Origin of the sequence: Zestomonas carbonaria, from assembly GCF_904061905.1 — a bacterium.
Classification (GTDB): domain Bacteria; phylum Pseudomonadota; class Gammaproteobacteria; order Pseudomonadales; family Pseudomonadaceae; genus Aquipseudomonas; species Aquipseudomonas carbonaria.
This window is the reverse complement of record NZ_CAJFCI010000017.1, coordinates 92,409-115,042: the sequence shown is the minus strand read 5'-3', so window position 1 is coordinate 115,042 and position 22,634 is coordinate 92,409. Positions and strand designations below refer to the sequence as shown.

General features: G+C 68.0%; 23 protein-coding genes. 9 read left to right on the top strand and 14 right to left on the bottom strand.

Annotated elements, in window-relative coordinates:
- Positions 1-3 precede the first annotated feature (3 nt).
- Positions 4-585: a mechanosensitive ion channel family protein gene (locus PSEWESI4_RS03175; protein WP_187669726.1), complete on the bottom strand. Its 582-nt coding sequence runs from the start codon at positions 583-585 to the stop codon at positions 4-6.
- Positions 585-2,495, bottom strand: a complete 1,911-nt coding sequence (locus PSEWESI4_RS03170; protein WP_187669725.1) for an ATP-binding cassette domain-containing protein — start codon at positions 2,493-2,495, stop codon at positions 585-587. Before PSEWESI4_RS03170 ends, PSEWESI4_RS03175 begins: the two co-directional genes overlap by 1 nt.
- A 50-nt stretch (positions 2,496-2,545) precedes the next feature.
- On the opposite strand from PSEWESI4_RS03170, the gene PSEWESI4_RS03165 reads away from it, so the two are divergent.
- Positions 2,546-3,016 carry a TIGR02444 family protein gene (locus tag PSEWESI4_RS03165; RefSeq protein WP_187669724.1) on the top strand — a complete coding sequence of 157 codons (471 nt, stop codon included), beginning with the start codon at positions 2,546-2,548 and terminating at the stop codon, positions 3,014-3,016.
- Positions 3,017-3,074: 58 nt separating this feature from the next.
- Here the strand turns inward: PSEWESI4_RS03165 and PSEWESI4_RS03160 are convergent, their stop codons facing one another.
- The gene (locus tag PSEWESI4_RS03160) at positions 3,075-4,157 is read right to left on the bottom strand and encodes an AlgP family protein (RefSeq protein WP_187669723.1); all 1,083 of its coding nucleotides are present in this window, start codon (positions 4,155-4,157) and stop codon (positions 3,075-3,077) included.
- A 116-nt stretch (positions 4,158-4,273) separates the two neighbouring features.
- On the opposite strand from PSEWESI4_RS03160, the gene PSEWESI4_RS03155 reads away from it, so the two are divergent.
- On the top strand, positions 4,274-4,912 hold the full coding sequence (locus PSEWESI4_RS03155; RefSeq protein ID WP_187669722.1) for an FKBP-type peptidyl-prolyl cis-trans isomerase: 639 nt from the start codon (positions 4,274-4,276) through the stop codon (positions 4,910-4,912).
- Positions 4,913-4,978: 66 nt separating this feature from the next.
- Here PSEWESI4_RS03155 and rsd read toward each other — a convergent pair whose 3' ends face one another.
- The 8 genes from rsd to PSEWESI4_RS03115 form a co-directional block, all read right to left on the bottom strand.
- Positions 4,979-5,452 (bottom strand): sigma D regulator, encoded by a 474-nt coding sequence (gene rsd / locus PSEWESI4_RS03150; RefSeq protein ID WP_187669721.1) that lies wholly within the window; start codon positions 5,450-5,452, stop codon positions 4,979-4,981.
- A gap of 282 nt (positions 5,453-5,734) precedes the next feature.
- Positions 5,735-6,226, bottom strand: coding sequence for a disulfide bond formation protein B (locus PSEWESI4_RS03145; RefSeq protein ID WP_187669720.1), 492 nt, complete (start codon positions 6,224-6,226; stop codon positions 5,735-5,737).
- Positions 6,227-6,380: 154 nt separating this feature from the next.
- Positions 6,381-7,637, bottom strand: coding sequence for a heme biosynthesis HemY N-terminal domain-containing protein (locus tag PSEWESI4_RS03140; protein ID WP_187669719.1), 1,257 nt, complete (start codon positions 7,635-7,637; stop codon positions 6,381-6,383).
- Positions 7,634-8,761 carry a uroporphyrinogen-III C-methyltransferase gene (locus tag PSEWESI4_RS03135; RefSeq protein WP_187669718.1) on the bottom strand — a complete coding sequence of 376 codons (1,128 nt, stop codon included), beginning with the start codon at positions 8,759-8,761 and terminating at the stop codon, positions 7,634-7,636. Before PSEWESI4_RS03135 ends, PSEWESI4_RS03140 begins: the two co-directional genes overlap by 4 nt.
- A gap of 16 nt (positions 8,762-8,777) precedes the next feature.
- Positions 8,778-9,548, bottom strand: a complete 771-nt coding sequence (locus tag PSEWESI4_RS03130) for a uroporphyrinogen-III synthase (RefSeq protein WP_187669717.1) — start codon at positions 9,546-9,548, stop codon at positions 8,778-8,780.
- On the bottom strand, positions 9,545-10,486 hold the full coding sequence (hemC, locus tag PSEWESI4_RS03125; RefSeq protein WP_187669716.1) for a hydroxymethylbilane synthase: 942 nt from the start codon (positions 10,484-10,486) through the stop codon (positions 9,545-9,547). Before hemC ends, PSEWESI4_RS03130 begins: the two co-directional genes overlap by 4 nt.
- A 548-nt stretch (positions 10,487-11,034) precedes the next feature.
- Entirely contained in the window at positions 11,035-11,781 is a 747-nt protein-coding gene (locus tag PSEWESI4_RS03120; RefSeq protein WP_187669715.1) for a LytR/AlgR family response regulator transcription factor, read from the bottom strand.
- Positions 11,778-12,866, bottom strand: a complete 1,089-nt coding sequence (locus tag PSEWESI4_RS03115; protein ID WP_187669714.1) for a sensor histidine kinase — start codon at positions 12,864-12,866, stop codon at positions 11,778-11,780. Before PSEWESI4_RS03115 ends, PSEWESI4_RS03120 begins: the two co-directional genes overlap by 4 nt.
- 215 nt (positions 12,867-13,081) lie before the next feature.
- Between PSEWESI4_RS03115 and argH the strand changes: the two genes are divergently transcribed.
- The 5 genes from argH (at position 13,082) to PSEWESI4_RS03090 (ending at position 18,754) form a co-directional block, all read left to right on the top strand.
- Positions 13,082-14,476, top strand: coding sequence for an argininosuccinate lyase (gene argH / locus PSEWESI4_RS03110; protein WP_187669713.1), 1,395 nt, complete (start codon positions 13,082-13,084; stop codon positions 14,474-14,476).
- A 167-nt stretch (positions 14,477-14,643) separates the two neighbouring features.
- Positions 14,644-15,129: a GNAT family N-acetyltransferase gene (locus tag PSEWESI4_RS03105; RefSeq protein WP_187669712.1), complete on the top strand. Its 486-nt coding sequence runs from the start codon at positions 14,644-14,646 to the stop codon at positions 15,127-15,129.
- Between the two features lie 10 nt (positions 15,130-15,139).
- Positions 15,140-15,418, top strand: coding sequence for a hypothetical protein (locus PSEWESI4_RS03100; protein ID WP_187669711.1), 279 nt, complete (start codon positions 15,140-15,142; stop codon positions 15,416-15,418).
- Between the two features lie 172 nt (positions 15,419-15,590).
- The gene (locus PSEWESI4_RS03095) at positions 15,591-15,842 is read left to right on the top strand and encodes a TIGR02647 family protein (RefSeq protein ID WP_187669710.1); all 252 of its coding nucleotides are present in this window, start codon (positions 15,591-15,593) and stop codon (positions 15,840-15,842) included.
- A 59-nt stretch (positions 15,843-15,901) separates the two neighbouring features.
- On the top strand, positions 15,902-18,754 hold the full coding sequence (locus PSEWESI4_RS03090; RefSeq protein ID WP_187669709.1) for a class I adenylate cyclase: 2,853 nt from the start codon (positions 15,902-15,904) through the stop codon (positions 18,752-18,754).
- Between the two features lie 80 nt (positions 18,755-18,834).
- On the opposite strand, the gene rnk is transcribed toward PSEWESI4_RS03090, so the two are convergent.
- The 3 genes from rnk to PSEWESI4_RS03075 form a co-directional block, all read right to left on the bottom strand.
- The gene (gene rnk / locus PSEWESI4_RS03085) at positions 18,835-19,242 is read right to left on the bottom strand and encodes a nucleoside diphosphate kinase regulator (protein WP_187669708.1); all 408 of its coding nucleotides are present in this window, start codon (positions 19,240-19,242) and stop codon (positions 18,835-18,837) included.
- 197 nt (positions 19,243-19,439) lie between these two features.
- Positions 19,440-19,772: an iron donor protein CyaY gene (gene cyaY, locus PSEWESI4_RS03080; RefSeq protein ID WP_187669707.1), complete on the bottom strand. Its 333-nt coding sequence runs from the start codon at positions 19,770-19,772 to the stop codon at positions 19,440-19,442.
- A 25-nt stretch (positions 19,773-19,797) separates the two neighbouring features.
- Positions 19,798-20,835, bottom strand: coding sequence for an AraC family transcriptional regulator (locus PSEWESI4_RS03075; protein WP_187669706.1), 1,038 nt, complete (start codon positions 20,833-20,835; stop codon positions 19,798-19,800).
- 396 nt (positions 20,836-21,231) lie between these two features.
- On the opposite strand from PSEWESI4_RS03075, the gene lptM reads away from it, so the two are divergent.
- Positions 21,232-21,372: an LPS translocon maturation chaperone LptM gene (gene lptM, locus PSEWESI4_RS03070; RefSeq protein WP_187669705.1), complete on the top strand. Its 141-nt coding sequence runs from the start codon at positions 21,232-21,234 to the stop codon at positions 21,370-21,372.
- 12 nt (positions 21,373-21,384) lie between these two features.
- Positions 21,385-22,632 carry a diaminopimelate decarboxylase gene (gene lysA / locus PSEWESI4_RS03065; protein WP_187669704.1) on the top strand — a complete coding sequence of 416 codons (1,248 nt, stop codon included), beginning with the start codon at positions 21,385-21,387 and terminating at the stop codon, positions 22,630-22,632.
- Positions 22,633-22,634: the final 2 nt, after the last annotated feature.

Sequence of the window (22,634 nt, the reverse complement as noted above, 5' to 3'; positions counted from 1 at the left end):
CGTTCAGTTCTCGTTGGTTCGGTTGATGATGGGATAGTCGGGGCCGCGCCAGCGACGCACGGCCTTCTGGAAGAACAGGCTATTGGGAATCTGCAGCAACGCGCCGGCATTGCCTTCGTCGACATCGTTCAGGGTGGTATAGAACAGGTTGATGTTCACGACACGGCCCTTCACGCCGGGCTTGTCGCCGCTGTCGACCACCTCGACCACGTCGCCGAGGCGGAACGGCCCGAGGGCGAAGATCAGCACCGAGCAGAACAGGTTGGAGAGCACGCTCCAGATCGCGAAGAAGGCCACCGCCGCCACCGCGGTGAAGCCGGTCAGCGCGGTCCACAGCACCTCGGCGGACACCCCCAGGCGCTCCAGCACCAGCATGAAGGCGCTGCCCATGATCAGCCAGCGCAGGCCGCCGCGCAGCGGCAGCAGCAGTTCCTGCGGCACTTGCGGATAGCGTCCGCCGAGGCGGCTGATGGAACGGGTGACGATGCGTTGCACCAGCCAGGCCAGCAACAGGATGAGGATCACCTGGCCGGCGCGCACCAGCGGCTCGCTCCATTCCACGACCAGTAGCCGGATGTCTTCCATTACTCGCTCGCCTCCAGTTCTCTCTGCAAGCCTTCCAGGGTTTCCAGCGCTTCCAGCCAGGCTTCCTCCAGCTCGGACTCGCGCGTCTTCAGACGCGCCTGCTCGGCCAACAGTTCACGCAGCTCGTCCTTGCGCGCCGCCTCGTACAGGCCGCTGTCGCCCAGCTTCTCTTCCACGCCGGCGAGCTGTTCCTGCACCTGGCCCAGCTCCCGCTCCAGCTTTTCCGCCTGCTTCCGGTGCGGCGCCAGTTGCTGGCGCAGCGCGGCGGCGGCCTGGCGCTGGGCGCGCTTGTCGGTCTTGTCCGCCGCTGGCTGCGTGGCGGTCTCCGGCTGCTGGCGGGCACGGTAGTCGATCAGCCAGCGGGCGTAGTCGTCGAGGTCGCCGTCGAAGGCCTGCACGCGGCCATCGGCGACCAGCAGGAACTCATCGGTGGTGCTCTTCAGCAGGTGGCGGTCGTGGGACACCACCAGCACCGCGCCGGCAAACTCCTGCAAGGCCAGGGTCAGGGCCAGGCGCATTTCCAGGTCGAGGTGGTTGGTCGGTTCGTCGAGCAGCAACAGGTTGGGCTTCTCCCAGGCGATCAGCGCCAGGGCTAGGCGCGCCTTCTCGCCGCCGGAGAAATTCACCACCGGCTCGTCGCAACGCGCGCCACGGAAGTCGAAGCCGCCCAGGAAGTCGCGCAGGGTCTGCTCGCGCTCGCTCGGGGCGATGCGCTGCAGGTGCAGCAACGGGCTGGCCTTGTCGTCGAGGGCGTCGAGCTGGTGCTGGGCGAAGTAGCCGATCGCCAGGTTCTCGCCGCGCAGCAACTGGCCGCCGAGCGGCTGCAGCTCGCCGGCGAGGGTCTTGATCAGGGTCGACTTGCCGGCGCCGTTGGGGCCGAGCAGGCCGATGCGCACGCCAGGGGCGAGGCTCAGCTTGAGCTTGTCGAGCACCACCTTGTCGCCATAGCCGAGGCGCCCTTCGCTGATGTTCAGCAGCGGGCTGGAAACCTTGTCGGCCTCGCGGAAGACGAAGTCGAACGGCGAATCGATATGCGCCGGCGCCAGCTCCTCCAGGCGCTCCAGGGCCTTGATGCGGCTCTGCGCCTGGCGCGCCTTGGTGGCCTTGGCCTTGAAGCGGCGGATGAAGTCTTCCATGTGCGCACGTTGCGCCTGCTGCTTCTCGTAGGCCTGCTGCTGCTGGGCCAGGCGTTCGGCGCGGGTGCGCTCGAAGGCCGAGTAGCCGCCGCGATAGAGGGTCAGCTTGCGCTGTTCGAGATGCGCCACATGGTCGACCACGCTGTCGAGGAAATCGCGGTCGTGGGAAATCAGCAGCAGGGTACCCGGGTAGCCTTTCAGCCACTCTTCCAGCCAGAGGATGGCGTCGAGGTCGAGGTGGTTGGTCGGCTCGTCGAGCAGCAGCAGTTCGGACGGGCACATCAGCGCCTGGGCCAGGTTCAGGCGCATGCGCCAGCCACCCGAGAAGTCGCCGACACGGCGGTCCATCTGCGCGTTGTCGAAACCGAGGCCGGCGAGCAGCTTGCGGGCGCGGGCGTCGGCGCTGTAGCCGTCGGCGGCATCCAGCTCGTGGTGCAGGCGGGCGATCGCGGCGCCGTCATGGGCCGCCTCGGCGGCAGCCAGTTCGCGCTGCACCTGGCGCAGGCGCTGGTCGCCGTCGAGCACGTAGTCGACGGCGATGCGTTCGAGGTCGTCGACCTCCTGGCGCATATGGGCGATGCGCCAGTCGGCGGGCAACTGGCAGTCGCCGGCATCCGGTCCCAGCTCGCCGCGCAGCAGGGCGAACAGGCTGGATTTGCCGGCGCCGTTGGCACCGATCAGGCCGACTTTCTGGCCGGCGTGCAGGGTCAGCTCGGCGCCTTCGAGCAGGCGCTGCGGGCCACGTTGTAAAGTGAGGTTTTGCAGTCGGATCATAATGGGCGCGGAGTCTACCAGCTTCGCCCCGACACCGCGCGGAGAGCGAGATGCCGTCTGACCTGTGGAGTTTTGCCATCCATTTCTACCAGCGCGAAAGCGTCGAGACGGCCTGCCTGCAATTGCAGGATGCCGGCGCGGACGTCTGTCTGCTGCTCGCCGGCGCATGGCTCACGCAACTCGGCGTGGCATGCGACGAGGAGCGGGTGGTTTGCCTGAAGGAGATCGCCGAACCCTGGCAACGCCAGGTGGTCGGCCCATTGCGTGACGTGCGGCAGAGCTGGCGCACCCAGGCCCAGACGGACGATTGCCTGCACGGCCTGCGCGAGCAGCTCAAGGCCCTGGAGCTGGCGGCGGAACGGCAGTTGCTGCTGCGCCTGGAAAGCGCCGCGCAACCCTGGCCGACGGGGCAGCAGGCGCAGAGCACGCACGATTGGCTGGAGGAACTGGCCGGAGCGGCCGGAACGAGACAACCCGCCGCGCTACGGATGCTGCGCGACGCGCTGGGAGGGAAAGGCTAGCCGAGCGACAACGCCGCACGCCCCCGACGGGGCGTACGACGTCGCTTGCAACCAGTGCTCAGGAAGCGCTGGTCGGTGCGTTGCTGCCGTTTCCGGCGACCGGCGCCGGAGTTGCTGGCGCCACCACGGCTGCGGCGGGAGCCGCAGGTGCAGGTGCTGCCGGCTTGCTCGCGGCCGCAGGCTTGGCTACCGGCTTCTTCGCCGCCGGCTTGCTGGCCGGTTTGGCGGCGGGCTTCGCAGCGGCCGGCTTGGCAACTGCCGGCTTCGCCGCAGCAGGTTTGGCTGCGGGCTTGCTGGCTGCTTTCACAGCGGGCTTCGCGGCTGGCTTGGCCGGTGCCTTGGCGGCAGGCTTCGCAGCAGCCTTGGCTGCCGCCGGCTTGGCGGCGGGCTTGGCCACAGCCGGTTTCGCTGCAGCCGGTTTCGCCGCTGGCTTGGCGGCCGGTTTGCTGGCTGCTTTCGCAGCGGGCTTCGCGGCAGGTTTGGCCGGGGCCTTGGCGACAGGCTTCGCAGCAGCCTTGGCTGCCGGCTTGGCGGCTGGTTTCGCGGCGGGCTTGGCTGCAACCGGTTTCGCAGCAGCCGGTTTCGCCGCTGGTTTGGCGGCCGGTTTGCTGGCTGCTTTCGCGGCGGGCTTCGCAGCAGGCTTGGTCGGGGCCTTGGCGGCAGGCTTCGCGGCGGCCTTGGCTGCCGGTTTGGCGGCTGGTTTCGCTGCGGGCTTGGCCGGTGCGGGCTTGTCGCTGGCGCTACGGCTGGCCAGCAGCTTGCCGACCGACTCCTTGACCTTGCCCACGCCCTGGGCGAGCTTCAGGCTCTCCTGGGCATCGCGCTTGAGCTGGACGATATAGGAGCGGGTCTCGGCCTGGCGGGCCTTGAGGTCGTCGAGCAGTTCTTCCAGCTCGGCCACCGCCTCCTTGGCCTTGGCTTGCGCCTTGGCCTTTCCGGCCTTGGCGGCGTCCTGCACCTTGCTGCGCGCCTTGTGCAGTTTTTCCTGCGCCTTGCCGCGTTGCTTCTCCAGCTTGGTCAGCAGCTTTTCAGCGTCGACCAGCGCTTGCGAACAGGCATTTTCCAGATGCTCGAGCAGGCTGCTCGAGAGTTGTTGAAGCAGATGCAAAGGGGTGGAAACCGTCTTCTTGTTGGCCGACATGGCTGCCTCCTGGCGGACATTGGTGGGCCCCATACTAGACGCCCGGCCAGGCTGCCGCCAACCTCCACGCGAACGACAGGCATAATCACGCCCCAACGCCCGCGAGAGTCGACCTCATGTTCCGCCGTTTCCTGCTCTGTCTTCTGCTGTTCGCACCGCTGCTGCGGGCCGATGAGTCACCGGACGATCTCGCCTACGGCCTGGGCGCACGGCTCGGTGAACGGCTGCGCATGGAGGTGCCCGGGCTGCCACTGGAGGAGCTGATCGCCGGCCTGCGCCAGGCCTATCGCGACGAACCGCTGCGCCTCGACGCACAGCGGATCGACCTGCTGCTCGCCGAGCACGAGGCACGCCAGCAGAACGCCGACACACAGCGGGCACAAGCCATCGAGCGGCGCTTCCTGGTCAACGAGAAAGCCCGGCCCGGCGTGCGTGAACTGGACGGCGGTGTGCTGCGCACCGAGTTGCGCGCGGGCCAAGGGGCAAAGCCGGGGCCAAGGGGAAAGGTGCAGGTGCGCTATGCCGGCTGGCTGGCCGACGGCAGCCTGTTCGACGAAAGCCGGACACCGCAGTGGTTCAACCTGGACAGCGTGATCGATGGCTGGCGCATCGCACTGCTGGAGATGCCGAAAGGGGCGAAGTGGCGGCTGGTGATCCCTTCGGCGCAGGCCTATGGCGCGGAAGGCGCGGGCGATCTGATCCCACCCTATGCGCCGCTGGTATTCGAGCTGGAGTTGCTGGATGTAGCCGACTGAACTCGACTGCTCGCAACCGTGCGCGCCAACCCGCTGGCCGACGCGCGGTGGGACGTGGAGCCGGTCTTACAGGGGCGCTTCAGCCTTTTCCTGATGGGCGTTGTGCAACACCTCGATCAGGCAGTCTTCCAGCTCGAAGCGCTCGTGGAGCAACTGCCCCAGGCGTTTCAGCTCGCTGCCGACGGTCAGGTTGTCACGGCTGTCGCCATTGTCGTAGCGGTCGTTGAAGGCCAGCGCCGCCTGGGTGATGGCTTCGATCCGCGGATAGATCTGCTTGGCCAGGTCCAGCCCGCGCTGGTCCCCGAAGGCCTTGGCTTCGCCGGTCAACTGTTCGTAGACCTCGAAATGCCCGGCGGACACATAGTCCACCAGCAGCTCGCAGAACTGTTGCAGCGATCCGGCCGTCACCGCCAGCGGCTGGTTGCCGTTCTGCAACTCGGCATAGGCCTTGACCAGTTCCTGGCGTTCCTGCAACCAGCGGTCGATCAGCAGGTTGACCCCACCCCAACGCTCTTGGGCGCTCTGACAACTCTCAAGCATGATGACCTCTCTTCCCTTGTCGATAGTAGTGTTCTACGTCCGCTCCGAGACGCTTTTCTGTCAATCGGTGCCGAAGTCATGGGAAGGCTCCGCCAGAACTGCGACTTTTCAGGCGGGGCGTGCTGGCCAGAGTATGCCCGCCGGGCATCCGCTTCAAGGCGTCAATAAAAAAAACTTCATACGCACGTTTGACCCGAATCCCGCGTGCCGCCTGCCCCGCAGCCAATCGCCGGCAAATTGACAGCGCCGCCGGAAAACCTGCGGGACAGGGCCTGGACGGCGTCAGGCGCGACGCAGCAACTGGAGCAGCGAGAACAGGATCATCGCGGCGAACGCCAACAGGCTCCACTCCGGGATGCTCAGGCCGAACAGCGTCCAGCTCACTTCGGCGCAGTCCGCGGTGCCGTGCAGCACGAGGCGCACGATGTCCTGGAACGGCAGCGCATCCATCATGTATTCGAGGCTCGGCAGGCAGGACGGCAACTGGTCGGCCGGCACGCTCTGCAGCCACACCTGGCGCCCCGCGGTGGCGGCGCCGGCGCCGGCGCTGAGCAGGCCCAATAGCGCATAGATCCGCTGGCCGGTCCAACCCGGGGCGTGTATGGCGGCCACCAGGCAGACCAGGCCGAAGGCGATCACGCAGACGCGCTGGACGATGCACAGCGGGCAGGGTTGCAGACCCACCACGTGTTCGAGGTAGAACGCGGCGCCCATCAATACCAGGCAGCCGAGGAAGCCGAGCAGGAACAGGGAACGTGTGCTGGCCAGCGACATGAGAACTCCGAAGAGGCAAGAAAAGGTGCTTACGGTAGAGGAAAGCACTTGGCGCTTACAAGACACCGGCGCCGCCACGGGCTGCGCGAAAATGCCACATGGCCGGCCCGGCCGCCCTCCTCCGCCACGCGTGGAGGGCGCCATGGGCCGGCGATCAGGCGCGCACCGGCTCCGGTTGCGGCAGGCTGGGCAACTGCTGGTCGAGCAGACCCAGGCCTTCCTGGAACAACTGGTTGCTGCGCGAGGTCTCGCCCAGTTGTGCCAGCAGGCGCGCCAGTTCGGCGCAGGCCTGCGGGCTGCGCGCGAAGCTCAGGCTGCTCTCGAAGTATTCGCGAGCCTTGCCCCACAACTGATTCTGCAGGCTCAACCGGCCCAGGGCGAGGAGCAGTTCGGCGTCCTGCGGATGATCCTGCAGCCAGCCTTCGGCGGTCTGCAACTGGCGCGTCGGATCGCTGCCGCGCACCAATCCGTAGAGCGTGACTAGGCGGCTGTCGTACTGCTGTTTGAGCGCCTTGCGCAGCACTTGCTCGGCCTCTTCCTGGGCGCCCAGCCGGCGCAGTTGCTCGGCGTAGGCGGCGACCACCCCGGCGTCGTGGCGCAGCCCCGACGGCAGTTGCTGCCAGGCCTGCGACAGCGGCTGCAACGCGGCCTCGCCGCCATTCAGCCCTTCGCTGCCAGCCTCGGCGAGGCGCGCATTCCAGGCCCGGCGCTCGAGGTCCAGCAATTCGTCTTCGGGCAACGCCTTGCTCTTGCGCAGCTCGGGCAGCATTCCCAGCAGCACCGACCAATCGCCACGCTCCTGCAGGACGAACTGCAGTTGGCGCAGCACCTGGTGATGGTTCGGATAGCGGTCGCGCATCACCTGCAAGGTCGACAGCGCCTGGGTCAGTTGGCCGCGATCGCGCTGCAGTTCGGCATGCGCCAGGGCGATGGCCAGTTCGGCCTGCGGCTGGCGCTCCAGGGCGCGCTCGAGCAGGGCGTCGCTTTCGTCGTATTCGCCGAGCTTCTGCGCCGCACGGGCAGCACCGAGGTAGTAGAGCAGCGGCTGCGTATCGTTTTCCGCGGCACGCTTGAGATGCCGCAGGGCACGGGCCCAGTGACCTTCGGCGAGGTCCAGCAGGCCCTGTTCGGAAGCCAGTTGCGCGCGCCGGCGGCGGTTGCGCCGCGACCAGGGGTTGACCACCCCGCCGGAGACGAACACCAGGCGCAGCACCAGCCGGACCAGGTAGATCACCAGCCAGAGCACCGCGAGCACGGCGAGGAAGGCCCACAGGCTCGATTCGTAGCGAAAGCCCTTGAAGGCGATCAGCACGTAGCCGGCATGTTCGGAGAAGGCCCAGACCAGCCCGCCGATGACGGCGGCGATGGCCAGGATGATCAGCAGCACACGCACGCGGGTCCGGACCGTCATGGCTGGGCGCCCTCCTCCGCTGCGTTCTCCGGCTGCTCCGGCGGCACGGCCTGGTTGCGCGCGGCCTGGCGGCGGCCGATATAGGCCTGCACGGCGCTCAGCGAGGGCCCCAGGTCCGGTGGCTCGACCGCCACCGGGCGGTCGATCAGTTCAGCGATGCGCGCCAGCAGGGCCTGGCGATCCGGGTTGTCGTCGTTGAAGGCGGATTCCAGCACGTCGCGCGCCTGGCCGAGGGCCTGCTGGTAGACCGCCTGCTGGCCGTTCAGCGCGGCCCACTGCGCCTGCTCCAGGGCCAGGGTCAGGGCCAGGCGCACCTGGGTCAGGCTCTGCCCAGCGAGCAGCGGACGGATGTTCTGGTCGGCGTCGAAATCGATGCGGATGTAGCGCGACAACGCCTCCCACCATTGCGCCCAGCGGCTGCTGCCGTCGCCATCGGCGGTCAGGCTGAAGTGTCCGTCGCCCTGTCCGACGAAGGCCGGCGCCAGGCTGTTGAGCTGGGCGGACTGGGCACGCAGCGCGCCGAGCTGGAGGAACAGACCGGTACGGTCCACCTCGGACAAGCTGCGCAGGGTGACCAGCGCCTTGGCCAGTTGCTCGCGGGCGGCGAAGGTGGCCGGGTCGTCCTGGTCGCGGAGAATATCGTCGGCGCCCTGCACCAGCACCGTGGCGCTGTTGATGTCCTGCAACGCCGACAGACGCAGGCTGGCCAGGCGCAGCAGGTGCTCGGCCTCGGCCAGGCGCCAGTCCTGGCGGCTGGCGCCGAGCACGCCTTCCAGGCGCTTGGCGAGCAGTTGCTGGTCGCCTTGCAGTTGGGCCAGCAGGCGGCGGCGTTCTTCCAGTTCGTCGGCCGTGGGCAACTGCTTCAACCGGGCGTCCAGCGCCCGCTCGCGCTGGACGAGCGTCTGTGCCTCGCCACGTGTTTCGTTCAGCAAGCCGAGCTGCTGCTGGTCGCGCGCCTCGAGCTGGCGCACCTGCCAGAGCCCCCAGCCGGCGGCGCAGGCACCGGCCACGGCAACCAGCAGGGCCAGCACGGCGAGGCCGTTGCCACGGCGGACAGGGGTGGTAGCCGGAGCGGCCGGCAGGGCTTGCTTGTCGTCTTGGGGAAAGGATGCTTCTTCGCTCACGTATCCGTCCTTTGCGTCAGAAGGCGGTCGCGGGATAGGCCCGCAAGGCCGCCAGCAAGGCCGCGGCACTGGCGCCGCGACAATCCACAACAATCCGCGCCCCAGCCGCACGGGCAAGCTCGGCGACCCTCGGGCTGGGTACGAACAAGGGTAGCCGGGACAGCTCGGACCAGGAACCGGCGGCCAATTGCCGCAGATGCTCGAAGCCCTGTCCGCTGCTGATCACCAGGCCGTTCAGGCGTTCGGAGGATACCCGCCGCGCCAGTTCGCCTTCCGGGTACTCCGGCAGGACACGGCGATAGAGTTCCAGATAATCGACCGCCACGCCTTGGCCGCGCAGGCGTTCGGCGAGGAATTCCCGGCCACCCTCGCCACGCAGGATCAGCACGCGCGGCGCCGGCACCGCCAGCGCTTCGTGCAGGCGCGGCAGCTCGAGCAGCGCCTCGCTGTCGTCGCCATTCTCCGGCCAGCCCACGTCGAGCCCGTAGTCGTCGAGCAACTGGCCGGTGGCCGCGCCGACGCTGAACCAGGCCTGCCGCGCCGGCGGCTGCGGCCAGTAGCGGTCGAGCAGGTCGAGGCCCAGGCGCGCGGCCGGCTTGCTGACCACGATGACCGCCTGGTAGCGGTCCAGATCGAGGATGACGGCGCGCTGCTCGGGGGTCTCTTCCAGCGGCTGGATGTCCAGGAGCGGCAGGCTGCTGGCGTACACGCCCTGCTCGGCCAGGGTCGCGGCCAGCGCCGCGCACTCCTCGGCCGGGCGGGTCAGCAGCAGGCGCCAGTCCGTCACGGGTGGCCGGCCTCGCCGTACACCGCCTTGAGGATGTCCTCGGCGCCCTGCCTCAGCAGGTCCTCGGCGACCTGTACGCCAAGCGCCTCGGCCTGGCTCTCCGAGGCGCTGGCTTCGGCGCGCAGCAACTGGCCGCCGTCCGGCTGGCCGACCAGGCCGCGCAGCCACAACCGGCCGTTTTCCAGCTCGGCGTAGCAGGCGATCGGTACCTGGCAGCCGCCGTTGAGACGCTTGTTCAACGCACGCTCGGCGGTGACCCGCAGCGCGGTGTCGCGGTGGTGCAGCGGCGCCAGCAAGGCGTGGATTTCCGCATCGGCGCTGCGGCACTCGATGCCCACCGCACCCTGGCCACCGGCCGGCAGGCTGTCTTCGACGCTGATGAAGGAGCGGACGCGCGACTCGAAACCGAGGCGGATCAGCCCGGCGGCGGCGAGGATGATGGCGTCGTAGTCGCCGGCGTCCAGCTTGGCCAGGCGGGTGTTGACGTTGCCGCGCAGGAACTGGATTTTCAGGTCCGGCCGGCGCGCCAGCAGTTGCGCCTGGCGGCGCAGGCTGGAAGTGCCGACCACGCTGCCGGCCGGCAGCGCGTCGAGGCTGGCGAAGGTATTGGAGACGAAGGCGTCGCGCGGGTCCTCGCGCTCGCAGATGCAGTACAGGCCGAGCCCCTCGGGGAAGTCCATCGGCACGTCCTTCATCGAATGCACGGCGATGTCCGCCTCGTTCTCCAGCAGCGCGGTTTCCAGCTCCTTGACGAACAACCCCTTGCCACCGATCTTCGCCAGCGGCGCGTCGAGCAGCTTGTCACCACGGCTGACCATCGGCACCAGGCTGACGACCAGCCCGGGATGGGCCTGTTCCAGACGAGCCTTGACGTACTCGGCCTGCCACAGGGCCAGGGCACTCTTGCGGGTGGCAATGCGGATTTCACGGGAAGACATGACGGCACTCGAAAACCAGGAATGCCGGAATGATAACAGGGCTGGAGGCTGGAGGCTGGAGGCTGGAGGCTGGAGGCTGGAGGCTGGAGGCTGGAGGCTGGAGGCTGGAGGCTGGAGGCTGGAGGCTGGAGGCTGGAGGCTGGACAGCGTTCTGGCCACTTCCCTATCCGTCAAACCTTTTCGCGGCCATGGAACTGGGCGTCCCCGCCGACCCTACGAACGCAACCTCGATGCCGAGCTGTAGGAGCGCGCCATGCGCGCGATCCCCAGCAACGCCAAAGCATCGCCAGCAAGCTGGCTCCTACAAAAGCAGACGAGTAGCCCGGATGCAATCCGGGCTACGTGGCTGTTTATTGGGCCACCGCTAACGCGGGAATCCAACAAACACGTAGGGTGCGCCGTGCGCACCGATCCGGGGCCGACACCTGCGCCTCCAGCGAAACACCCTGCTGGCGCCAGGGTAAACGGTGCGCGCGGCGCACCCTACAAAAGCCGGACCGCCTTTTCGTCCAGCCTTCCAGCCTCCAGCGCTTTTATCGTCCTTTCAGCTAGAGCACATTCATCAACTTGCGCACCCCGGCGACGTGCCGGCGGCTGACGGTCAGGGCGTCGCCGCCCAGGCCCCGGAGGTAGAGCTGGAAATGGCCGAGCGGGGTGCGTTGCAGGCGTTCGATGCGTTCGCGGGCGACCAGGGCGTTGCGGTGGATGCGCACGAAACGGTCGCCGAACTCGTCTTCCAGGGCCTTCAGTGGTTCGTCGAGCAAGACCTCGCCGCCTTCGTGGCGCAGGGTGACGTACTTGTGGTCGGCGATGAAGTAGATCACCTGGTCCAGCGGGACCAGTTCGATGCCTTTGCGGGTACGCGCGCTGATATGGCTGCGCGGGCCGGTGCCGGACTGTGCGGCCGGCCGGGTCAGTGCCGCCAGTTGCACGCGGTTGGGACGCTCGGCGTTCTTCAGCGCCTCGGCGAGGTTCTCCGCGCGCACCGGCTTGACCAGGTAGCCGACCGCGCTGACCTTGAAGGCGTCCAGGGCGAATTCGTCATGGGCGGTACAGAAGATCACCGCCGGCGGCGCCTCGCGCTCGCACAGCTTGGCGGCCACCTGCAGACCATCGAGGCCGGGCATACGGATGTCCAGCAGCACCACATCCGGTTTCAGACTGTCGATCAGCGTCAGGGCCTCTTCGCCATTGCTGGCGCCGGGCTCCAGGACACGGTAGCCATCGAGTTCGCCGACCATGCGGGTAAGGCGCTCGCGGGCAAGGGGTTCGTCATCAGCGATCAGGACATTCATATTGCTCTGGCTTCCTGCGTGAGTCTCGCACAAGGATAGCGTAGACAGGTGTAGTGGCGGCCGTCACGGCGATCCACGCTCAGACTCGCGCGAGGCCCGAAAAGTGCCGCAAGCCGGCCATCGATATTCACCAGGCCCTGCTGGGTTCCGCGCGAGGGGCGCTGGGGCTCGTCGCCGTCGTAGGGGTTGCTGACGCAGAGGTGGAACACGCCGTCGCGGTAGTCCGCCTCGACCCGCACCAGGCCGCCTTCGATGCGCGGCTGCACGCCGTGGATCAGGGCGTTTTCCAGCAGCGGCTGGAGGGTCAGTTGGGGGATCGGCAGGTCGGCCGGCACGCCATCCACCTGCCACTCCAGTTGCAGGCGGTCGCCGAGGCGGTACTGTTCGATGGACAGGTAGCGGCGACTCAGTTCCAGTTCCTCGCCCCAGGTCACCAGGCTGCCCGGCTTGGCCAGGCTGGCGCGGAACAGGTCGGAAAGGTCGAGCACCGCCTGTTCGGCCTTGCCCGGATCGACCGTCACCAGGCTGGCGATGCTGTTCAGGCTGTTGAACAGGAAGTGCGGCTTGATGCGCGCCTGCAACGATTCGAGGCGCGCCCGCAGCTCGGCCTGCTGCTGGCGCCGCCACTGGCTCTGCAGGTAGAAGTAGCGCAACAGCAGCGCCGACATGATCAGGCTGATCAGCGCATGGCGCAGGTACAGGCTCAGTTCGCCGCCACCGGACATGGGCCCGCCGAGCTCGTAGTAGTCGGCGACCGCGGTGCAGGCCATGGTCAGCGCCACCACCACCAGGCTGCAGATCAGCCCCGCCCAGGCCGCGCGCAGGCGCGACAGCAAGGGCCGCAGGCGGCACAGCACGCCGGCCGAGAGCAGCACGATCCACTGCACGAACAGCGAGGTCAGCGCCAGACGCACCCAGTTGAAGCCGCCCACCATCGGCTCGGAAAGCACCAGCGCGAGGACCAGCAACTCGGCCAGCAGCACCAGCACCAGCAATGCCTCGGCGGCGCACAGCTCGGGCAGGAAGAAGTCGTCGGCAGGGGCGACCACGCTTGTGTCGTTGAGCTTGAACCAGTCGATATGCATCGGTTATCCGTCAAGAAGGCCGGCAAATGGCCACGTCTGTTGCAATAGCTGCAATAAAAGCACCGAACCGAAAAGCCGCGCCAGAATTTGCGCACAACCCGCGACATTGGTCCCGGACAAAGCGTCGCGCCGCCCCGGCCACCGAGCCTGCTATCATGCGGCACAGTTCAATGCCGGCCGCCGTCCGCGGCCTGCCCGTCAGCCGAGCGAATCCCATGAGCAGCGAAAAAACCAACCAGTCCTGGGGCGGCCGCTTCAGCGAACCCGTCGACGCCTTCGTCGCCCGCTTCACCGCCTCCGTCGATTTCGACAAGCGCCTGTACCGCCATGACATCATGGGCTCCATCGCCCACGCCAGCATGCTCGCCCAGGTCGGCGTGCTGACCGAGGCCGAGCGCGACAGCATCGTCGATGGGCTGAAGCAGATCCAGGCCGAGATCGAGGCCGGCACCTTCGACTGGCGCGTCGATCTGGAAGACGTGCACATGAACATCGAGGCACGCCTCACCGACCGTATCGGCGTCACCGGCAAGAAGCTGCACACCGGCCGCTCGCGCAACGACCAGGTGGCCACCGACATCCGCCTCTGGCTGCGCGACGAGATCGACCTGATCCTCGCCGAGATCACCCGCCTGCAACAGGGCCTGCTCGGCCTCGCCGAGGCGGAAGCGGACACCATCATGCCCGGCTTCACCCACTTGCAGACCGCCCAGCCGGTGACCTTCGGCCACCACCTGCTGGCCTGGTTCGAGATGCTCAGCCGCGACTACGAGCGCCTGGTCGATTGCCGCAAGCGGGTCAACCGCATGCCCCTGGGCAGCGCCGCGCTGGCCGGCACCACCTACCCGATCCAGCGCGAGATCACCTGCAAGCTGCTCGGCTTCGAGCAGGTCGGCGGCAACTCGCTGGACGGCGTGTCGGATCGCGACTTCGCCATCGAATTCTGCGCCGCCGCCTCGCTGGCGATGATGCACCTGTCGCGCTTCTCCGAGGAGCTGGTGCTGTGGACGTCGGCGCAGTTCCAGTTCATCGACCTGCCCGACCGCTTCTGCACCGGCAGCTCGATCATGCCGCAGAAGAAGAACCCCGACGTGCCGGAGCTGGTGCGCGGCAAGTCCGGCCGGGTGTTCGGTGCGCTGACCGGCCTGCTGACCCTGATGAAGGGCCAGCCGCTGGCCTACAACAAGGACAACCAGGAAGACAAGGAACCGCTGTTCGACGCCGCCGACACCCTGCGCGACAGCCTGCGCGCCTTCGCCGACATGGTCCCGGCGATCAAGCCCAGGCGCGAGATCATGCGCGAGGCGGCCCGCCGCGGCTTCTCCACCGCGACGGACCTGGCCGACTACCTGGTGCGCAAGGGCCTGCCGTTCCGCGACTGCCACGAGATCGTCGGCCACGCGGTGAAGTATGGCGTGGACAGCGGCAAGGACCTGGCCGAGATGAGCCTGGACGAACTGCGCAAGTTCAGCGACCAGATCGACGACGACGTGTTCGCCGTGCTGACCCTGGAAGGCTCGGTCAACGCCCGCGACCATATCGGCGGCACCGCTCCGGCCCAGGTGCGGGCGGCTGTTGCACGGGGCAAGGCGTTGCTGGCCGGGCGCTGAGATAGCCGGATACTCCGCCCCGCACCCTAGCCCTCTCCCAGGGGGAGAGGGGACCGCTCGGCGCCGCGCATGACTTCGAAGCCGAACGAACGCACGGACATGCTCCCTCTCCCTCCGGGAGAGGGCTGGGGTGAGGGACAGACCATCATCATCCACCAGGACCTCCCATGCCCCTGCACATCCGCCCCGCCACCGCCGAAGACGCCGCGCTGATCCTGCGCTTCATCACCGACCTGGCGATCTACGAAAAGGCCGAGCACGAGGTGAAGACCGACGTGGCCGGCATCCGCGACAGCCTGTTCGGCGAAGGCTCCACCACCCAAGCGCTGATCTGCGAGCGCGATGGCGCGCCGATCGGCTACGCGGTGTACTTCTTCAACTACTCGACCTGGCTGGGCAAGCACGGCCTGTACCTGGAAGACCTCTACGTCAGCCCCGAGGCACGCGGCCTCGGCGCCGGCAAGGCACTGCTGCGGCACTTGGCGCGCATCGCCGTGGAGCGCGGCTGCGGCCGCTTCGAATGGGCGGTGCTGGACTGGAACACCCCGGCCATCGAGTTCTACGAATCGTTCGGCGCCCGCCCGCAGGACGAATGGACCACCTACCGGCTGGCCGGCGACGCGCTGAGCGCCTTCGCCGCCGGCGAGGATTGAGGAGCCCCGCATGACCGATCACGACGACAGCGACGACGAAGCCTTCGCCGAAACCACCCTGGTCCAGGCCATCGAGAACCAGTTGGAAGCCGGAGAGCCAGCGGCGGTGCAGGCCACCCTCAACAAGCTGACCCTGGTCGGCTACGAGCGCGAGGAAATCCTGCACCTGATGGCCCTGGTGCTGGCCCATGAGATCGATGCCATGCTCCGCGACGACCGGCCGTTCGACATGGACGGCTACGAACGGATGCTGCGCGCCCTGCCCGACCTGCCGGGCGAAGATGATTGACCTGTAGGGCGGGCCGGGCGGCGTTCCGCTTCAGCCCTCCCAATCAAGCGGTTGAGTTGCCAATGGTGGGCTGAAGCCCACCCTACTCTCCGAACCCGACCGACGTTCCACCCGCGCCGGTGCCACCCCGGCTACACTGCCCCGACAGACGACAAGAAAACAGGAACGCCCCATGACCTTCACCCCCGAGTTGATCGCCGAGCTGGAAATTCTCGCGTTGTACAACCTGGACAACCACCAGGAAGGCCTCAAGGTCCACAACAACGCCAATCCCAAGGCCCAGGGCGCGGTGACCCGCCTGTACCACAAGGGGCTGATCACCCAGGCCGACGGCGGCTACCTGACCAGCCTGGGGCTGGACGCCGCCGAACACGCACAAGCGCTGCTGACCATCCTCGTCTCCGAGCCCGAGCACTCAAGCTAAGTCGCGTCCGTGCCGATACAGGGGGCACTGACCCATGCTCCCTTCCCGATCGACACTCCATGACGCGCGCCGAGGAAATCCGCCCCGACATCGATGACGGCATCGACCGCAAGGTCCTGGCGCAGTTGCGCGCGCGCTTCCTCAAGGTCAACCAGGGGCGCCTGCTGCGCGCCCAGCAGGCGCTGTCGACCCGCCAGCAACTGGTCCTGCGCCTGCTGCCGCTGCTGTTCCACGTCAACCATCCGCTGCTGCCCGGCTACGTCTCGGCCGCCACCCCGGCCGGGGTGTGCGGCTTCGAGCCGGACGAGGCGCTGCTCGCCGAAGCCCAGCGGCTGACCCGCTCGTTCACCTACAAGCCGCAGCGTGGGGAGCGGCCGGCCCGGCCGATCCAGGGCCTGTTCCTGATGGGCAGCCTGGGCACCGTGGCGCAGGCCGAGATCAGCGACATGGACCTGTGGGTCTGCCATGACCCGCAACTGTCCACCACCGCGATCGCCGAGCTGCGCCGCAAGTGCGACGCGCTGGAAGCCTGGGCGGCGACCCAGGGCGCCGAGGTGCACTGTTTCCTCGTCGACCCGCAGCGCTTCACCGCTGGCGCCCGCGAGGCGCGACTGACTTCCGACGATTGCGGCACCACCCAGCACTACCTGCTGCTCGACGAGTTCTACCGCACGGCGATCTGGCTCGGAGGGCGCACGCCGCTGTGGTGGCTGGTGCCGGTCTACGAGGAAGGCCGCTACGCCGAGTACTGCGAAAAGCTGCTGTCCAGGCGCTTCATCCGCGCCCAGGACGTGCTCGACCTCGGCCACCTGGCCCATATCCCGCCGGGCGAGTTCATCGGCGCCGGCATGTGGCAGTTGTTCAAGGGCATCGATTCGCCCTACAAGTCGGTGCTCAAGCTGCTGCTCAGCGAGGTCTACGCCAGCGAACACCCGCAGGTGAACTGCCTGGCGCTGCGCTTCAAGCAGGCGGTCTTCGCCAACCGCCTGGACCTCGACGAGCTCGACCCCTACGTGATGGTCTACCGCCGCCTGGAGGAATACCTCGGCGCGCGCGGCGAGACGGAGCGCCTGGAGCTGGTCCGCCGCAGCCTGTACCTGAAGGTCGGCAAGAAACTCAGCCGCCCGCCGCGCAACCGCGCCAAGAGCTGGCAGCGCCTGCTTCTCGAACGGTTGACCGGCGACTGGCGCTGGACGTCGCGCCAGCTCACCCAGCTCGACAGTCGCAGCCAGTGGAAGGTGCGCCAGGTCGTCGGCGAACGACGCATGCTGGTCAACGAGCTGACCCACAGCTACCACTTCCTCACCCAGTTCGCCCGCCGCCTGCAAGCCATCAGCCCGATGAGCAGCCACGATCTCGGCGTGCTCGGCCGGCGCCTGTACGCGGCCTTCGACCGCAAGGCGGGCAAGATCGAGCTCATCAACCCGGGCATCGCCCCGGACCTCGCCGAGGACAACCTCACCCTGGTCCACTGCCCGGGCGTGGACAGCCCCTGGGAGAGCCTGTGGGCGATGTTCCCCGGCAGCCTCGGCGCCCGCGAGTGGCCGGACTTCTCGCCACTCAAGCGCAGCCGCACCCTCGGCGAACTGCTCGCCTGGAGCCACCGCAACGGGGTGATCGACGCCAGCACCAAGCTAACCCTGCACCCCGGGAACAGCGACCTGACCGAATTCGAGCTGGGCAATCTGCTGGACAGCCTGCGCCAGGCCTTCCCGCTGCCGCTGGAGCCGGTCCCGGAAAGCGCCCTGCTGAAGGCCGCCATACCGCGCGAAGTGCTGTTGCTGCTCAACATCGGCATCGACCCGCTCAAGCAGCACAGCCAGCTCAACGTCCACCTGACCAGCGGACGCACCGACTCGCTGGGCTATTCCGGGGTACGCGAGAACCTGGTGCAGAGCCTCGACCAGATCAGCCTGAACAGTTGGAATGAGCTGGTGGTCAGCCGCTACGACGGCCCCAACGCGCCACTCGACTGCCTGCGCGACTACCTCAACGCCCTGCCGCCCGGCGGGCCGCAGCCGAACCTGCGGGTGCGCTGCTTCTGCCGCAACCGCGCGCCGGCCATCGCCGAGCGGGTCGAGACGCTGTTCCGCGAAGTGCTTGGGCACTATGGCTCGGCCACCCCCGGCCGCCACCTGGTCCAGCTACGCCAGCAGTACCACGTGTTCGACCTGCATCCCGGACAGGTGAGCCACACCACGCTGGCCGACCTGCCCGCGCTGCTCGACTACCTGGGCAAGGCGCGCACCGCCTTCGCCCCGCTGCACCTGGACCGCCACGCCCTGGAAGGCAACGAGTTGGCGCTGATCCTGCCGCAGGGCCAGCCGGACTGCCTGCAAGTGTTCTACCGCCTGCACGGCGACCAGGCCGAGCTCAGCGTGCTCGACGAGCACAACGCCCTGTGGCGCCAGCGACTGCCGTTCCACGACGAACAGAGCCTGCTCACGCCGCTGCACCGCTTCCTGCAATCGCTGCTCTATCGGCGCAACGCCAGCCTGGCCCTGGACGCCCCGCCCGACGTGGCCGCCCTGGAAATCCGCTACTACCGGATCGTCCCGCCGGCGCCGCTGCGCGCCCAGCGCCTGGAACCCCGCGAAGCGCCGGAGACAGCGGTCAGCCATCCGTTCTACGACGTCCAGGCGATCCTCGAGCCGACCACCGGCGGTCGCATGCAGGCCACCCTGTACTGCAACCACCGGGAATTCTCCGAACTGGAATACGGCGCCGGGCTGTACCGCGCGGTAGCCCGGCACATCCTCGCCCAGCGCAGCGGCGGCGAGCGCTACCCCTGCTATATCACCGACCTCGACCTGTCCCGCGTGCTCGGCAAGGGCCAGCTACAGAGCATCCATTACCTGCGCTACAAGGCACGCCTGGAAACGGCGCTGAACCAGGCGTTGCAGGACGATTGAGCGGATGGAGAGCATCATATGCAGGAGCTGGCCATGCCTGCGATTCGCGGCCATGGGCCGCTCCTGCGCAATGTAGGAGATCAGCGCTGGTATTCGCCCGCTGCTTCCGGCTGGTACTCGACCGCCAGCAGGGTCAGCTTGAGGGTCTTGCCGCCCGGCGCCGGCCAGTCGATGTGCTGGCCGACCGAAAGGCCCAGCAGCGCGCTGCCCACCGGGGCGAGGATCGACACCTTGCCCTCGCCGCCGGCGTCTTCCGGGTAGACCAGGGTCAGGTGGTACTCCTTGCCGGTGTTGTCGTCGCGGCAGTGCACCCGCGAATTCATCGTCACCACGCCGGCCGGCACCTCATCCAGACCGACCACCTGGGCGCGCGCCAGCTCCTGCTCGAGCGCCTCGGCACCGGGGCCGAACTCCTCCAGGCTGTCGAGCAGACGCTCCAGGCGTTGCAGGTCGAGGCGGGTGATGGTGATCGACGGGGTGCTGTTCATGATGAAGGCCTGACTCCTTGAATAAGGCATAAAAAAGCAAAAACCCCGACCGAAGACGGGGTTTGTGTGCTGAGCTGTCAGCCGAACGTACCACAGTGGCGGCAATAAGCAATACCGGCCGGTCGCACCCGCGGATTACGGCCTTCGCGTGAACGGCGTCCGCGTGCCTCCCCGGGTCTCACCCGGGCCACGCCGTTCTACAGTTCGTCGAACTCCAGCTCCTCGCCGGCCTGTTCGAGGGTCACCCGTGCCAGCATCTCGCCGAGGACTTCGCCGCTGGTATCGCACACCCAGCGCCCGCTCTCTTCGTCGTAGTCGAAGTGGAAGCCGCCGGAGCGCGCCGCCAGCCACAACTGGCGGATCGGCGCCTGGCGGCTGAGGATAACCTGGCTGCCGTTGGCGAAACGCACGGTCAGCACGCCACCGGAGTTCTCCAGATCGAGGTCCAGGTCGCTGTCATCGAAGATGTCCTCCACGGCCTGCTGGGCGGCATCGACCAGGTCGTGGAAACGGGATTCGGTCAAACTCATCGGAAAGCTCCTCGAAACAAAAGACTCACCCGGCGGGCAGCCGGCGACGGTACTCGCTCGGGCTCTGTCCCGTCCAGCGGCGGAAGGCACGGACCAGCGAACCGGATTCGCTGAAGCCGACGAAGAAGGCGATGTCGGCCAGCTCCAGCGTCGGGTCGCGCAGATAATGCAGCACCAGTTGCTGGCGCGTCTCGTCCAGCAACTGACTGAAGGATAACCCGGCCTCGCGCAGGCGCCGCTGCAAGGTACGCGGACTGAGTTGCAGGCGTTCGGCCAGGGACTCCAGGTCAGGCACCCGTTCGCCGAGCTGGCCGGCCAGTTCCAGGCGCGCGCGGTCGAGCACGCTGCCGCCGTGCAGCTCGCCGAGCAGGCGGTCGGCATAGGCGTCGAGGGTGCCGCGCACCTGGGCGTCGGCCTGGCCGAGCGGGGTGGCGAGCATACGTTTGGGGAACACCAGGACGTTGTCGGCCTGGCCGAACAGCACCGGGCAGCGGAAGATCCGCGCGTGCTCGGCGGTGTCGGCCGGCGCCGCGTGCTGGAAGCGCACCTCGGTGGGCGCCACGTCCAGGCCGCTGATCCAGCGCCCGAAGCTGAGCCAGGCGGCCAGCGTCTCCTCGCTGGCCTGGCGCCGCTGTTGCATCAGCAGCGGCTGCCAGCCGAGCGCCACCTGCGGCTCCAGGCCGGGGCGCGGCGGCTCGTCGTCCAGGCCGACCAGGCCGAGGTTGCCGACCAGCGCGGCATAGCGGGCCTGGCGGTGCAGCGCATCGGCGAGGGTCGCGCAGCTCATCACCAGGTAGCCGAGCACCCCGTAGTAGCCGGGGCGCACCGATTCGCCGAGATGCAGGCCGAGGCAGTCGTCGCCCGTCAGCTCGACGCCCAGGCCGAGCAGCTTGAGATAGGCGGACGCGGCGATGCGCTGGTCGCGCTGGGCGAGGATCGCCGGCGTCAGTTGCACCTCGGCGAGCAGCGCCGCCGGCTCGATGCCGTGGCGCTGCAAGTGGTCCACCAGCCCTTGCAGGTAAGCCACCGAGACTGAGCTGGCGAGCGGCGGCGAACTGTCCATCGATTCTCCTTCGGTGTGGACCCATGGGTGGCCAGGTTACTGGGTCCCCGCGTTCGCGGGGATGACGGAAGAAAGACCGAGCGTGGCCCATCCCCATGTCACTCCCGCGAACGCGGGAGCCCAATGAATGGAACAGGCCGGCGACATATGCTCCCTCTCCCTCCGGGAGAAGGTTGGGGTGAGGGGCCGGGTTCGTCTTGCACAAGACTTCTTCGCCCATGGCGGACTCCGCCCCTCTCCCTGCCCTTTCCCGGAGGGAGAGGGTTTCGTCCGCCGCTGTCATCCACCCCGCGCCACACCTGGCTTCGAGCCGCCGGGCGGACGGTCCGCGCATAGGCAATGAAGCGGGGGGTCGGTATACTCCGGCGCAATTCACGCTTTTACAAGGATTCCACCATGAAGCGCCTGCTGCTTCCCCTGCTCGCCCTCGCCGTGCTCTGCGGTGCGCTCGCCGGTTGCGGCCAGAAAGGCCCGCTGTACCACCCGGACGATGAAAAGGCCGCCAAACAGCACGAAAAAGACGTCTACGAATTCTAAAGGAGGCATCTGATGGAGGCCTTCGAATACCGCGACGGCGAACTGTACGCGGAGGGCGTGGCGCTGTCCGCGATCGCCGCGCGCTTCGGCACCCCGACCTACGTCTATTCCCGTGCCCATATCGAGGCACAGTACCGCGCCTATGCCGAAGCCCTGGCCGGCCTGCCGCACCTGGTCTGCTTCGCGGTCAAGGCCAACTCCAACCTCGGCGTGCTGAATGCCCTGGCACGCCTCGGCGCGGGCTTCGACATCGTCTCGCGCGGCGAACTGGAACGCGTCCTGGCCGCCGGTGGCGAGCCGGGCAAGATCGTCTTCTCCGGCGTCGGCAAGACCCGTGACGACATGCGCCGCGCCCTGGAAGTCGGCGTGCACTGCTTCAACGTCGAATCCACCGTCGAGCTGGAGCGCCTGCAGGAAGTCGCCGCCGACCTGGGCGTCAAGGCGCCGGTGTCGCTGCGCGTCAACCCGGACGTGGACGCCGGCACCCACCCGTACATCTCCACCGGCCTCAAGGAAAACAAGTTCGGCATCGACATCGACGAAGCCGAGGCGGTCTACGCCCGCGCCGCCGGGCTGCCGAACCTGGAGGTGGTCGGCGTCGACTGCCACATCGGCTCGCAGCTCACCAGCCTGCCGCCGTTCCTCGACGCCCTCGAACGCCTGCTGGCGCTGGTCGACCGCCTGGCCGCGCGCGGCATCCGCATCCGCCACCTCGACCTCGGCGGCGGCCTCGGCGTGCGCTACAAGGACGAGGAGCCGCCGCTGGCCGGCGACTACATCCAGGCGGTGCGCGAGCGCATCGCCGGCCGCGACCTGGCCCTGGTGTTCGAGCCGGGCCGCTCCATCGTCGCCAACGCCGGCGTGCTGCTGACCCGCGTGGAATACCTCAAGCACACCGCCCACAAGGACTTCGCCATCGTCGACGCGGCGATGAACGACCTGATCCGCCCGGCCCTCTACCAGGCCTGGATGGACGTGGTGCCGGTGCGGCCGCGCGACGGCGAGGCCCGCAGCTACGACATCGTCGGCCCGATCTGCGAGACCGGCGACTTCCTCGCCAAGCAGCGCGACCTGGCGCTGGACGAGGGCGACCTGCTGGCCGTGCGTTCGGCCGGCGCCTACGGCTTCGTGATGAGCTCCAACTACAACACCCGCGGCCGCGCCGCCGAGGTGCTGGTGGACGGCGGGCAGGCCTTCGAAGTGCGCCGCCGCGAGACGCTGCCCGAGTTGTTCGCCGGCGAAAGCCTGTTGCCGGAGTGATG